10 protein-coding genes and 1 pseudogene are annotated in these 12193 nt (G+C 62.4%); 6 read left to right on the forward strand and 5 right to left on the reverse strand.

Annotated features, from left to right (window positions below; translation table 11 throughout):
- Nucleotides 1-261: 261 nt before the first annotated feature.
- The gene (locus PSEST_RS21630) at nucleotides 262-963 is read left to right on the forward strand and encodes a CatB-related O-acetyltransferase (RefSeq protein WP_157372366.1); all 702 of its coding nucleotides are present in this window, start codon (nucleotides 262-264) and stop codon (nucleotides 961-963) included.
- A gap of 71 nt (nucleotides 964-1034) precedes the next feature.
- On the opposite strand, the gene PSEST_RS02285 is transcribed toward PSEST_RS21630, so the two are convergent.
- Entirely contained in the window at nucleotides 1035-1667 is a 633-nt protein-coding gene (locus PSEST_RS02285; protein ID WP_015275458.1) for a lipopolysaccharide kinase InaA family protein, read from the reverse strand.
- 34 nt (nucleotides 1668-1701) lie between these two features.
- Here PSEST_RS02285 and msbA point away from each other — a divergent pair, with 34 nt between their 5' ends.
- From msbA to hldE, 4 genes are all read left to right on the forward strand, one after another.
- Nucleotides 1702-3519 carry a lipid A export permease/ATP-binding protein MsbA gene (msbA, locus tag PSEST_RS02290; protein ID WP_015275459.1) on the forward strand — a complete coding sequence of 606 codons (1818 nt, stop codon included), beginning with the start codon at nucleotides 1702-1704 and terminating at the stop codon, nucleotides 3517-3519.
- Complete coding sequence (locus PSEST_RS02295; protein ID WP_015275460.1) at nucleotides 3519-4415, forward strand: GNAT family N-acetyltransferase; 897 nt, start codon at nucleotides 3519-3521, stop codon at nucleotides 4413-4415. The genes msbA and PSEST_RS02295 overlap by 1 nt, the downstream gene beginning before the upstream one ends.
- A gap of 3 nt (nucleotides 4416-4418) precedes the next feature.
- Nucleotides 4419-5813, forward strand: coding sequence for a PIG-L deacetylase family protein (locus PSEST_RS02300; protein WP_015275461.1), 1395 nt, complete (start codon nucleotides 4419-4421; stop codon nucleotides 5811-5813).
- A gap of 80 nt (nucleotides 5814-5893) precedes the next feature.
- Entirely contained in the window at nucleotides 5894-7315 is a 1422-nt protein-coding gene (gene hldE, locus PSEST_RS02305; RefSeq protein WP_015275462.1) for a bifunctional D-glycero-beta-D-manno-heptose-7-phosphate kinase/D-glycero-beta-D-manno-heptose 1-phosphate adenylyltransferase HldE, read from the forward strand.
- A 34-nt stretch (nucleotides 7316-7349) separates the two neighbouring features.
- Here the strand turns inward: hldE and PSEST_RS02310 are convergent, their stop codons facing one another.
- The 4 genes and pseudogenes from PSEST_RS02310 to PSEST_RS02325 form a co-directional block, all read right to left on the reverse strand.
- Nucleotides 7350-8237 (reverse strand): hypothetical protein, encoded by an 888-nt coding sequence (locus tag PSEST_RS02310; RefSeq protein ID WP_015275463.1) that lies wholly within the window; start codon nucleotides 8235-8237, stop codon nucleotides 7350-7352.
- 85 nt (nucleotides 8238-8322) lie between these two features.
- Nucleotides 8323-9132 (reverse strand): aldo/keto reductase, encoded by an 810-nt coding sequence (locus tag PSEST_RS02315; RefSeq protein ID WP_015275464.1) that lies wholly within the window; start codon nucleotides 9130-9132, stop codon nucleotides 8323-8325.
- The gene (locus PSEST_RS02320) at nucleotides 9129-10304 is read right to left on the reverse strand and encodes an NAD(P)/FAD-dependent oxidoreductase (protein WP_015275465.1); all 1176 of its coding nucleotides are present in this window, start codon (nucleotides 10302-10304) and stop codon (nucleotides 9129-9131) included. The genes PSEST_RS02315 and PSEST_RS02320 overlap by 4 nt, the downstream gene beginning before the upstream one ends.
- A gap of 60 nt (nucleotides 10305-10364) precedes the next feature.
- Nucleotides 10365-10695: pseudogene (locus PSEST_RS02325) on the reverse strand (DMT family transporter).
- Between the two features lie 112 nt (nucleotides 10696-10807).
- On the opposite strand from PSEST_RS02325, the gene waaA reads away from it, so the two are divergent.
- Entirely contained in the window at nucleotides 10808-12076 is a 1269-nt protein-coding gene (waaA, locus tag PSEST_RS02330; RefSeq protein ID WP_015275467.1) for a lipid IV(A) 3-deoxy-D-manno-octulosonic acid transferase, read from the forward strand.
- Nucleotides 12077-12193 lie beyond the last annotated feature (117 nt).

The raw sequence follows: 12193 nt of genomic DNA on the forward strand, positions 1-12193 counted from the left end.
GCTAGATGTATGCCGGAAATAAGCACGAATTCTTTGGGCGTAACTGGATCGTCTCTTAATTGAGCGAGCACGCCCTTATAGTCCGTCCTGATTGCGTACCGGCAAGTCCGTACGAGCTTGATGTTTCAAGATTTCGGAATCACGGGTATGTGGATGCCCGTCTAAGGTTTTGCAATATTTAACTAAGACGGTGTGGGATAAAGGTTTAGTGCGTGGGGCTCTTGTGAGTGGCTCTTTTGGCTCAATAAAAAGGTGCGAATGGTGATTGATTTTGTCCGCAGTTACTACTGGAAGCGCTGGCTAAGACGGCGCGATGTAAAGCTAGCAGCCGGCCTTGCCTCTCTAACAGCTTCGGCTCAAGTTGTTGTTGAGGAGAATGTTCGTCTTGGTGATGTGGCGATAAAAGCGCGCGACTTACGAATAGGTGCTTATACATATATCAGAAGCGGATTGCTCCAATCCGTTTCAGAGATAGGTAGGTTTTGTTCGATTGGTCAGGAAGTTCAAATTGGGTTATCCTCAGACGCTCATCCGCTGTATTGGCTAACCACTCATCCGGTTCATGATATTGCTGCAGGCCTTAAGTATGACACCCAGAAGGCTCATGCTCGAATAGGCCATGACGTATGGATAGGAGCAGGCGTAAAGATTCTTAGCGGTGTAACGGTCGGGGATGGCGCTGTTATTGCTACAGGGGCAGTTGTTACTAGGCACGTAGCACCGTACGAAATTGTTGGTGGTAATCCAGCCAAACACATTAAGTGGCGGTTTGAAGATTCAATCCTGCGCGATGAAATTCATAAAAGTGCATGGTGGAACTTGCAATTCGAGCAGTTGAAAGCTATGCCATTTGATAATCCTCCTGAGTGTTTAAGATATATTTCCGCGCTGGGCGGGAAAGCTGGTGGTGGCGCTAGTTATAGCAGTTATCGCATAAGGAAGAGCGGGTGTGCTGCGCTCTAGGGTGCACTGTTTATTATATTTGATCTGCGATCGCAGGAAGTGGCAAGTAGACAGCTAAAATGTCTGAGCTGTTATTCAGGTCTTGGTTTGATTAATGGTTTCTTGGCATGGTTGCAGTAGAGTTGTTCTAGTTTTTGGATGGGGAAGTTGGTGATTTTGCGTCGACGGAGATAGTTTTCTAAATGGCGAAAATTGCGGCGAACATGCCAGCGAGTCAAAGGTAGAGTTTTCTGGCGCAAGTCAAGGAAGTCGATCAGGCCAAAATGATTTTCATCTATTTTTATTATATTGCCAAGATGCAAAGAGCGAAAATACAACCGTTTGGAATGGAGCTCTGCGATGAATCTGGATAGCTTCGGTAGTAGCTGCTCGAGCAGCCGGGGGTCGTCTCGCAGTATCTGCTCCAGCGACTGCCCGGCCAAGGGTAGATAGAGACAGGCGCTCAGACCCTTTGATCGGTCGAGCCAGAATTTATCGGTGACTTGCGGTGCGGCGATGTCGTGACGGTGCAGTAGCTCGGCATTGCGGGCGAAGCGTTGTGCAGGCGGTATCAGGCGGGCAAGAGGCGCCGCCTTGCGGGTATGGAATATCTTGAGGAAGCGGCCGTCGCTCAGGCGCACCACCTTCGGGCCGCGAGCATCGCGCTCCAGTACCTGTCCGCCTGCTATCCAGCGCTGTAACTCTTCTGCTGATACACTCCGCATCTCTTTTTCCTGGCTGTTCCATGAGGCTCGCTGCATGGCCAATTCTACCCAGCAATCCAGCATGAAGGTGTATTTGCGGTTGCTGCGCTACGTGGTTCCCTATTGGGGGCTATTCACCATCAGTCTTGTGGGTTTTCTGATTTTTGCTTCTACCCAGCCGATGCTGGGTTACATGCTCAAGTTTTTCGTCGACGGGTTGAACAACCCCGAGTCCAGCTTCTTTGGCCAGGTCCCCTACTTGCAGGAGCACAGCTGGCTCGCCGAGCTCAAGCTATTGCAGGCCGTCCCGCTGCTGATCGTCTTCATCGCGCTCATGCAGGGCATCGGTTCGTTCCTCGGCAATTTTTTTCTTGCAAAGGTCTCGCTAGGGCTGGTGCATGACCTGCGGCTGGCACTGTTCAACAACATGTTGACCCTCCCCAACCGCTACTTCGACAGCCACAACTCCGGCCATCTGATCTCGCGGATCACGTACAACGTGACCATGGTCACTGGAGCGGCGACCGATGCGATCAAGGTCGTGGTACGCGAGGGTATGACGGTGATTTTCCTGTTCGCCACGCTGCTGTGGATGAACTGGAAGCTCACTCTGGTGATGCTGGCAATACTGCCAGTGATCGGCTTTATGGTGTCGAGCGCCAGCAAGAAATTCCGCAAGCAGAGCAAGAAGATCCAGCTTGCAATGGGTGATGTGACGCATGTGGCGTCGGAAACCATTCAGGGCTACCGCGTGGTGCGTAGCTTCGGGGGCGAACCCTACGAGCGGAATCGCTTCCTGACAGCAAGTTCGGAGAACACCGCCAAGCAGCTGCGGATGGTCAAAACCAACGCTGTTTACACGCCGAGCTTGCAGCTGGTTATTTACAGCGCGATGGCGGTGCTGATGTTTCTGGTGTTGCTGCTGCGTGGTGATGCGTCTGCTGGCGATCTGGTCGCCTACATCACGCTGGCCGGATTGCTGCCAAAACCGATCCGTCAGCTCTCGGAAGTCAGCTCCACTATTCAGAAGGGTGTGGCCGGGGCTGAGAGTATCTTCGAACAGCTCGACGAGGAGCCGGAAATCGATCAGGGTACGCTTGAGCGCGAAGCCGTCAGCGGCCATCTTGAGGTACGTAACCTCGACTTCGTCTATCCGGGTACCGACAAGCAGGTGCTGCGCGACATCAGTTTCACCATCGAACCGGGGCAGATGGTGGCGCTGGTCGGGCGTTCCGGCAGCGGCAAGTCGACACTGGCGAATCTGATCCCCCGGTTCTATCACCATGAGGCCGGCCAGATACTGCTCGACGGTGCAGATGTCGAGTCCTACACGTTGCGCAATCTGCGTCGGCACATTGCGCTGGTGACTCAGCAGGTGACGCTGTTCAACGATACGGTGGCCAACAATATCGCTTACGGCGATCTGGCCGGCGCGCCGCTGGACGACATCCGCCGTGCGGCCCGTGATGCATACGCCGACGAGTTCATCGAGCAGATGCCGGAGGGTTATCAGACCCTGGTCGGCGAAAACGGCGTGCTGCTGTCAGGCGGTCAGCGCCAGCGTCTGGCCATCGCCCGTGCCTTGTTGAAAAACTCGCCTGTGCTGATTCTGGACGAAGCCACTTCGGCGCTGGATACCGAGTCCGAGCGGCACATCCAAGGGGCGCTGGATCACGTCATGCAGGGCCGTACCACGCTGGTCATCGCGCACCGCCTGAGCACCATCGAGAAGGCTGACCAGATTCTGGTGATGGAGCAGGGGCGCATCGTCGAGCGCGGTACCCACGCCGAGTTGTTGGCCGTGAACGGCGCCTACGCCAGGCTCCACGCGACGCAGTTCAAGGACGAAGTGCCCGAAGAGCAGGAATCCTGATGTTGCAGTTCCTGCAGAGCTGGCGCGAGCGTGGCTGGCGCGTTATCGACGCATCGACGTATGCCGAGGTCTGGCAGCGCTACGGTGGCAGCGTTGCGACTCACCCTGACGTCATTGAACGCCTGGCCCGACTCGCCGATATACCGGTGCGCTATCTGGCTTGGGAGCAGCAGGGCGAGTTGATCGCAGCGGTTCCCTGCTGGGGCCGGCATCTGGCGCTTTCCAAGGATGTGCTGAAAAAGACCGGCAAACGCGGCCTGTTCGATATGGGCAACGCGGAGATCATTCTGCCGGTTGCCGAGCGGGCCGATGTGCCGGTACGCCAGCGTATGCGCTACGTGTCCGAGCTGAATGCTGCTGCGATCAGCACGTTGCGCGAGCAGCCTGAGGGTCTGGCGCTGGCGCGCGAGCCGGAGGCGTATTCGAAGAAATTCCGCTACAACCAGCGTCGTGAGCAGCGTTTGCTGGAAGAGGCCGGCGGTGTACTGCGCCCGCTGCTCGATTTCGCGCCGACCGAGCAAGCGGCAATGTACGCCGATCTGTTCCAGCGCCGATGGGGTTTTGAGGCGCCCGGTAAGGCGCATCTTCATGAAGTGTTCGAACTTTTGCGCGAATTCATGACCGGCTCGGTGGTCCTGCTCGACGAGCAGCCCATTGCCGTCCAGGTGCTTTACCGGGTCGAGGCACCGAAGTGGGTGTCCATCGAGTACATCAATGGCGGTGTCGATCCGCAGCAGCGGGATTTCAGCCCCGGCAGCGTCCTCAGCTTCGTCAACACCCAGACGGCCTGGGCCGAGGCACGGGCGCTGGGCAAACCGCTGCGTTATTCCTTCGGCCGTGCGGACCGCGAATATAAGGACCGCTGGTGCAACCGAGTTCCGGTCTATCAGGTGTGATCCATGAGTGCACGCAAGCAGCAATTGCTTAAACGCCACCGCAAGCACAAGCGCATTGCGTTGCTCATCGCGCTGGTTGTGCTGCTGCTGATTGGCACGCTGGTCGCCTGGTGGCCGGTGCCGCTGCTGGTGGTTCTGGGCTGGATCGCCCATGAGGCATGGTTTGCCGATCATCTGTTCTACCGGCCGCAGGACGACTACCGCTACGCCTTTCCTGAAGATGCCAAGCGCTATCCGGTGCGCATCGAGGATGGCCGTCTGGTGCTGGCGGACGACTTCGAGGCTGCAGATACGCTGATTCTCGAGGTCAATCTGAAGGGCAGCTGGCTAGGGCGCTGGCGCGACCCACAGGTATGGATCGGTGAGGACCGTCAGGATTTCGAGCGCGGTGTCGCGGGTCGGCGTTACCTCAACCTTTCCGGTCAGCACGAGCTGCTCGTCCAGGGTAGGCTGAGCGTTCGCGGGCGTTTCTGCCAGCTCTCGAATGATGCGACCCTCTATGCGATGCGCAATCCGGACTACGCCGAGCGCCGCATTCTTATCATCGCCCCCCACGCCGACGATGCCGAGCTGGCCGCTTTTGGCCTGTACAGCCGAGCGCGCGACGTCGCCATCGTTACCCTGACTCAGGGGGAGATCGAGGCGAAGAACTACCAACGCCTGGATTTGGACCAGGCCGCTGCGGCGCGCTTGAAGGGTCGTCTGCGCAGCTGGGACAGCCTTGCGATCCCGCTCTGGGGCGGCGTGCCGCAATCGCAATGCGTGCAGCTCGGCTATTACTGCCTGCAGTTGCCGGCCATGGCTGAGGAGCCGGAACGCGCCTTCGGTTCGCGGGAATCGGACGAGCAGGACATCCGCAGCGTACGCCAGCACAATCCTCTGGCTCTACCGGCGGATGGGGACGGCGTGCCGAGCTGGGACAACCTGCAGGCTGACCTGCGCGCGCTGCTGACGCACTTTCGCCCCGAGGTGGTGGTGACGCCGCATCCTGAACTCGATCCGCACTCCGATCACGTCGCAGCCACGCGAGCCCTCTGTCAGGCGATGGAAGAGGGTGATTGGTTACCAGAAACGCTACTGCTCTATGCCAACCATCTACATGATAACGACCGCTGGCCGATGGGCCCGGCTGACGGCGGCGTGGCCTTGCCTCCCGCCATCGAGCCGCTGCCGGTCGATCATGTATGGAGCCCGACGCTGGATGCGGACACGCGGCTGAACAAGGCCATGGCACTGGCCATGCAGCATGACCTGCAAGGACCTTTGCCGTTTAAGAGGCGCCTGCGTCGACTGATCCAGGCGGCACTAGCCGGTCGCCGCTGGCCGGCGAGTGGCGACGACGAGTTCTTCCGCAAGGCCGTGCGCCGCCACGAGCTGTTCTGGGTGCGCAAGTTGTAGCAGTCTTGCCGCGCTGGTCAGGCCGGGGTTGTCCACAGTGTTATTATCCCGCCGTTTTTCTCTTCCTCGCTGGAGCCCCCATGAAGCTGTCCATGCCCCGTTTTGACCAAGCCGCCGTTCTGGTGGTCGGTGACGTCATGCTCGATCGTTACTGGCATGGCGGCACGTCGCGGATCTCGCCTGAGGCGCCGGTGCCGGTGGTCAAGGTCGAGCAGATCGAGGATCGTCCCGGCGGCGCGGCCAACGTGGCGCTGAACATCGCGGCACTGGGTGCGCCGGCGGCACTGGTGGGGGTGACCGGTGAAGACGAGGCGCGCCAGAGCCTGGCCGACAGCCTAGCCGCGGCGGGTGTGAACGCGCATTTCCAGTGCATTGATGACCAGCCCACCATCGTCAAGCTGCGGGTGATGAGTCGTCATCAGCAATTGCTGCGCATGGATTTCGAGGAGCCGTTCAACACCGATCCGGCCGCGCTGCTGGCGGAGGTGGAAGGGCAGCTGACCGGCGTCAAGGTGCTGGTGCTGTCGGACTACGGCAAGGGCGCTTTGAAGAACCATCAGGCGCTTATCCAGGCCGCACGGCGCCGTGGCATTCCGGTCCTCGCCGACCCCAAGGGTAAGGACTTTGAAATCTACCGCGGCGCCACCTTGATCACGCCGAACCTAGGCGAGTTCGAGGCGATCGTCGGGCATTGTGCCGATGAGGCCGAACTTGTCGCCAAGGGCGCCGAGCTGATGAGTCGGCTCGATCTGGATGCGCTGCTGGTCACCCGCGGCGAGCACGGCATGACCCTTCTGCGCCCTGATCACGCGCCGCTGCACCTGCCGGCCCGTGCCCGCGAGGTGTTCGATGTCACCGGTGCCGGCGACACCGTCATCTCGACCTTGGCCGCTGCGATCGCTGCAGGCGAGGAGCTGCCGCAGGCCGTGGCACTGGCCAACCTGGCCGCCGGTATCGTGGTCGGCAAGCTGGGCACCGCCTGCATCAGCGCACCCGAGTTGCGCCGCGCGGTACAGCGCGAAGAGGGCTCCGAGCGCGGTGTAATGACCGTCGAACAACTGCTCACTGCGGTCGAGGATGCCCGTGCCGAGGGCGAGAAGATCGTCTTCACCAATGGCTGTTTCGACATCCTGCACGCCGGCCATGTGACCTATCTGGAACAGGCCCGCGCCCAAGGCGACCGGCTGGTGGTGGCGGTGAACGATGATAGTTCGGTGAGCCGCCTCAAAGGCCCGGGTCGGCCGATCAACTCGGTGGATCGCCGCATGGCGGTGCTGGCCGGTCTGGAAGCGGTGGACTGGGTGGTGTGCTTCTCCGAGGACACGCCGGAAAACCTGCTGGCCCAGGTGCGCCCCGATGTGCTGGTCAAGGGCGGTGATTATGGCGTCGATCAGGTGGTCGGTGCCGAGTTGGTCAAGGCCTACGGCGGCGTGGTGAAGGTGCTGGGGCTGGTGGAAAACAGCTCCACTACCGCCATCGTCGAGAAGATCCGCAGCCGCTGAGCCATAGCGACCAGGTGCCGCGCGGTCGGGCTTCTCAGCGCGCCGCGGCGGCCGGCCTGGCTGCCCACCAGTCCTTCCAGCGTACCCGCTCGTCGCGCACCACCCAGCCCTCCTGTGGTGCAAAGCTCTCCGACAGCCACAAGCCTCGTGTATTGACGGGGCTGAACTGGCCATCACGTAACTGCAGCAGTTGCTCCTGCGGCTGTCCCTGGTGCAGCGGGATCAGGTAGAGGTCGGGCCTGCTTCGCTGCAGACGCGCCACCAGCTTGTCGGCCTCCAGGCGTTCGTCGACGTGGAACAGACTGAGCTGGCGAACCTCTTTCGGCAGTTCCATACGCATGTCGTAGACCAGCTGCAGCGATGCCGTCGGCAGGTGCACGTAGGCGCGCGGGCGTTCCATCAGCACCATGTTGCCGCACTGCACCGGCCGCGTGGCGCCGGATTGCGAGGCGAGCTTGAAATGCACTGCCTCGCGGTAGTGCAGGCTGGTCTGATAGGGCGTGGGCAACCAGGTGTCGCCGAAACGCCCGGCCAGCCAGCCTTCGGGGGTCTCCAGCAGGCATTCTTCGGCGATTTCCTGGATGGCGGTGAGCAGTGGCAGGTTCAGCTCATGTGCCGGGATATAGCCGGAAATCAGCTTGAGCACCACGTCGCCGCGGTCCAGGCGCTGCTGACGGACCAGCACCCAATATTCCCGGCCCTGCCAGCAGAGGGTCAGGCGGACCGAAACGCCCAGATTGGCCAGCTCGATGGCGAAGCGGGCCGGATCAGCCACCTCAACCGGGCGCCGGCGCGCGATGACTTCGGCGAAATTCAGCGGCCGACCCAGGCTCTGGTAGCTCAGGCTGTCATGGCCAGCCTCGACGTAGAGGGGCAGGGTCTTGAATGCGGCAGGGCTCTTGCGTACCAGAACACTAGGCATCCGGGCTCTCCTTACGGCGAACGGGGCCGCGGCGCGGCACCGGTGGCTGCTGCCGCGCAGCGATTGGAACGCTGCGCCTCCGTGATCAATTGCCCGTCAGGACGGCGGCAGCAGTGGCTACGTTAGACGTCAAATGCTGCGGATTGATAGTGCCGATGATCGCGCCGCTGACACCTGGGTGACCGAACAGCAGCTCGAAACTGCGACGGACCGGGTCGTCGCCTGGCTTGAGGCAGGCATGTCCGCTGGCCAAGGCCTTCTTGATCAGGATGCCCTTGCCGTGGGCTGCAGCGTAGTCGAGGACCGGCCGTTCGGCCTGCTCGTTGAGGTTGTAGGTCACCATCGCGCAGTCGCCCTGCTGCAGTGCCAGCAGCCCGCCATCGACCGTCTTGCCGGACAGGCCGTAGCCGAGGATCTTGCCCTCGCGCTTGAGTTCGGCCAGGGTCTGGTAGACCTCGGCGTGCTGCAGGATGTCCAGATCGTTGCCATCGGAATGCACCAGCACCAGCTCGATGCGATCGGTGCGCAGACGCTTGAGGCTGCGTTCGACCGAAAAGCGCGTGTGCGCGGCGGAAAAGTCGAAGCGCGACTGGCCGTTCTCGAACTCCTCTCCGACCTTGCTGACGATCACCCACTCCTCGCGCTGGCCGGTCAGCAGCGGACCGAGCCGCTCTTCGCTGACGCCGTAGGCTGGGGCGGTATCGATCAGGTTGATGCCCAGCTCGCGGGCCAGAGCCAGAAGCTGGCGAGCCTGGGCGTCGTCGGGAATGGCGAAGCCGCTGGGGTATTTCACGCCTTGGTCGCGGCCCAGCTTCACCGTGCCCAGACCCAGCGGCGAAATGCGCAGGCCGGTGCTGCCCAGCGGGCGGTGCAGTTCGTGCAGCGTCGTGCTCATGGCAGCAGGCCTTCCCAGAAAGGCCCGGTCAGCGGCGGACGTGGCAGTTCAGGTAGTGTGGGATGCTGGCCGGGGCGAATGCCGTCGCGGGCGAGGGCGGCTTCGACGCGGTCGGAAAAGTCCGGTGACAACGCCAGCTTGGTCGGCCAGCCGACCAGCAGACGGCCCTGCTCGGCGAGAAAGGCGTTATCCGGACGGGCGAGCGCCGATTGCGCCGGCTCGGCGCGGTCGATACGCAGCGTGGCCCAGTGCGCGGCAGACAGATCGATCCAGGGCACCAGTTCGGCCAGTTCCTTTTTCGCCGCGGCGATCTGGCTGGCTTCGTCCCGCGCCACGCCGTCGGCTTCGGCCAGGTCGCCACCGAGATACCAGACCCACTCGCCATCCGCCGCCGGATGGCTGGTAACGGTGATGCGCGGCTTGGTGCCGCCGCCCAGACAGTGAGCGTACAGTGGCTTGAGCGTCGGCGCCTTGACGATGACCATGTGCAGCGGGCGGCGCTGCATGGCCGGTTGCTGCAGGCCGAGCGACGCGAGCAGCTCGGCAATTCCGCCACCTGCGCTAAACACGATGCGCTGGGCGCGGATCTCGCGGCCGTCGACGCGCAGGCCGACCAGCTCGCCACCGTCATGCAGCGGCTCGATCTGCTGACCAGCCAGCAGGCTGTCGCCGGCCAGCTCAGCCAGGCGGGCGATCAGGCTGGGCACATCGAGCACCAGTTCACTGAGGCGGTAGACCTTGCCTTTGAATTCCGGATGCTGCAGCGCGGGCGGCAGCTCTTCGCCCTTGACCTGACCAACCCGCGAGCGCACCGCCTTGCTGGCGAAGAAGCTGGTGAGGTTGCCGGCCAGGGTGCCCGGCGACCACAGATAGTGGGCATCGGACAACAGACGCACGCCGCTGAGGTCCAGCTCGCCCGTGCCTTCGAGGGCTTCGCGCCAGCGCCGCGGCATGTCCGCAATCGCCTCGGAGGCGCCGGTAAGGGCACCGCTCAGCGCGTACTTGGTGCCGCCATGAATGATGCCCTGGGACTTCACGCTCTGCCCGCCGCCAAGCGTTCCCTTGTCCACCAGCAACGTGGCAAAACCTTGTCTGCGCAGGCGCGCGTTGAGCCAGAGGCCGGCGACGCCGCCGCCAACGATCAGGACGTCGGTGCTGAGGGGTTCAGGCATGTGCAGACCTCATACGGGGAAACGGACGCGCAGTATAACTGCATGCAGTTCGCGGGGTGCTCAGTGGCCGGTGCTGCCGGAGAACAGCTGAATGACCACCACGCCAGCGATGATCAGGGCCATACCGAGTACTGCCGGCAGGTCCAGATACCGGCGATAGCACTGCTGCAGCGATGCTGACCAGCACGATGCCGAGCCCGGCCCAGATGGCATAGGCGATGCCCACCGGTATGGTTTTCACCACGAGAGCCAGCATCCAGAACGACAGGCTGTAGCCTGTGACCACCAGCAGCAGTGGCAGCGGGCGACTGAAGCCGGCCAGCGCCTTCATCGAAGTGGTGGCGACCACTTCGGCGCAGATGGCGATGGCCAGGTAAACGTAGCCGGACATGGCGAGATCCTGATTATGGGCGGGCAACTTCGTTCGGTTCCGACCTCGCCAACAAGTTCGCGGGCAGGGCGGTTATGGCTCGCGAGCAGGCGGCTTGCTAAGCTCCGCGCCCATGAATCGCACCCTCTATACCCTGCTGTTCCACCTCGGCCTGCCGCTGGTGTTCCTGCGCCTGCTGTGGCGCGCCTGGCGCGCCCCGGCCTACTCCCGTCGTATCGGCGAGCGTTTCGCCTTCGGTTTGCCGCGGCTGCGTCCGGGTGGCATCTGGGTGCATGCGGTCTCGGTGGGCGAAAGCATCGCCGCGGCACCGATGATCCGCCAGCTGATGGCGCGCTATCCGCAGCTGCCGATCACCGTCACCTGCATGACCCCGACTGGCTCGGAGCGCATCCAGGCACTGTTCGGCGACAGCGTGCAGCATTGCTACCTGCCCTATGACCTGCCCTGGGCGGCGGCGCGCTTTCTTGACCGCCTGCGGCCGAAGCTAGCGGTGGTGATGGAGACCGAACTCTGGCCCAACCATATTCATCAGTGTGCCCGCCGCGGCATTCCCGTGGCGCTGGCCAATGCGCGGCTGTCCGAACGTTCGGCCCGTGGCTATGCACGCTTCGCCCGCCTGACCGCGCCGATGCTCGCCGAGCTGAGCCTGATTGCCGTGCAGACAGAGGCTGAGGCCGAGCGATTCCGTCAGCTCGGCGCGCGCCGAGAGTGCGTCGAGGTGACCGGCTCGATCAAGTTCGACCTGACCATCGACCCGGCACTGCTGGTGCGGGCCAGCGAATTGCGCCAGCAGTGGGCGGCGCAGGAACGGCCATTGTGGATCGCCGCCAGCACTCATGCCGGCGAGGACGAAATCATCCTGGCCGCGCATCGGCGTTTGCTGGAGCGGCTTCCGCAGGCGTTGCTGCTGCTGGTGCCGCGGCATCCGGAACGCTTCGCGTCGGTGTTCGAGCTGTGCCGCAAGGAAGGTTTCGTCGCAGTTAGAAGATCGAAGGGCGAGGCGGTCAGCGCCGTGACCCAGGTGCTGGTCGGCGACACCATGGGCGAGCTGCTGTTTCTCTATGCCCTGGCCGACATCGCCTTCGTCGGCGGCAGTCTGGTGCCCAATGGCGGGCATAACCTGCTGGAACCTGCTGCCCTGGGCAAGCCGGTGCTCAGTGGCCCGCATCTGTTCAACTTTCTCGAAATCTCCGCGCAACTGCGCGATGCCGGCGCTCTGAGTGAAGTGCGGGATGCCGACCAGCTGGCTGATGCCGTCGATGAGCTCTGGCGCGATCCGGCTGCCGCGCAGCGGATGCAGGACGCCGGCCTAGGGGTGCTCAAGGCCAATCAGGGCGCGTTGCAGCGTTTGCTGACAGGATTGGCGAGGCTGCTCGGCTAGCAGTGTGGCGTCTGGTCTGGAAGGCAGGCCGGCGCGACTGACGGCGCTGCCCGCAGTGCGTGGTCCTGATGGCTGAAACCCACCCTAGGCCCGGTCGCGTTGCAGCCTGGTATCGCT

This window comes from Stutzerimonas stutzeri RCH2 (assembly GCF_000327065.1).
In the GTDB taxonomy this organism is placed as follows: domain Bacteria; phylum Pseudomonadota; class Gammaproteobacteria; order Pseudomonadales; family Pseudomonadaceae; genus Stutzerimonas; species Stutzerimonas stutzeri_AE.

Excerpts from the sequence above, each read along its gene's own strand:
- PSEST_RS02315 (WP_015275464.1), bottom strand. The coding sequence starts at position 9,132 with ATGAGCACGACGCTGCACGAACTGCACCGCCCGCTGGGCAGCACCGGC.
- PSEST_RS02285 (WP_015275458.1), bottom strand. The coding sequence starts at position 1,667 with ATGCGGAGTGTATCAGCAGAAGAGTTACAGCGCTGGATAGCAGGCGGA.
- PSEST_RS02320 (WP_015275465.1), bottom strand. The coding sequence starts at position 10,304 with ATGCCTGAACCCCTCAGCACCGACGTCCTGATCGTTGGCGGCGGCGTC.
- PSEST_RS02300 (WP_015275461.1), top strand. The coding sequence starts at position 4,419 with ATGAGTGCACGCAAGCAGCAATTGCTTAAACGCCACCGCAAGCACAAG.
- hldE (WP_015275462.1), top strand. The coding sequence starts at position 5,894 with ATGAAGCTGTCCATGCCCCGTTTTGACCAAGCCGCCGTTCTGGTGGTC.
- PSEST_RS02310 (WP_015275463.1), bottom strand. The coding sequence starts at position 8,237 with ATGCCTAGTGTTCTGGTACGCAAGAGCCCTGCCGCATTCAAGACCCTG.
- waaA (WP_015275467.1), top strand. The coding sequence starts at position 10,808 with ATGAATCGCACCCTCTATACCCTGCTGTTCCACCTCGGCCTGCCGCTG.
- PSEST_RS02295 (WP_015275460.1), top strand. The coding sequence starts at position 3,519 with ATGTTGCAGTTCCTGCAGAGCTGGCGCGAGCGTGGCTGGCGCGTTATC.
- msbA (WP_015275459.1), top strand. The coding sequence starts at position 1,702 with ATGGCCAATTCTACCCAGCAATCCAGCATGAAGGTGTATTTGCGGTTG.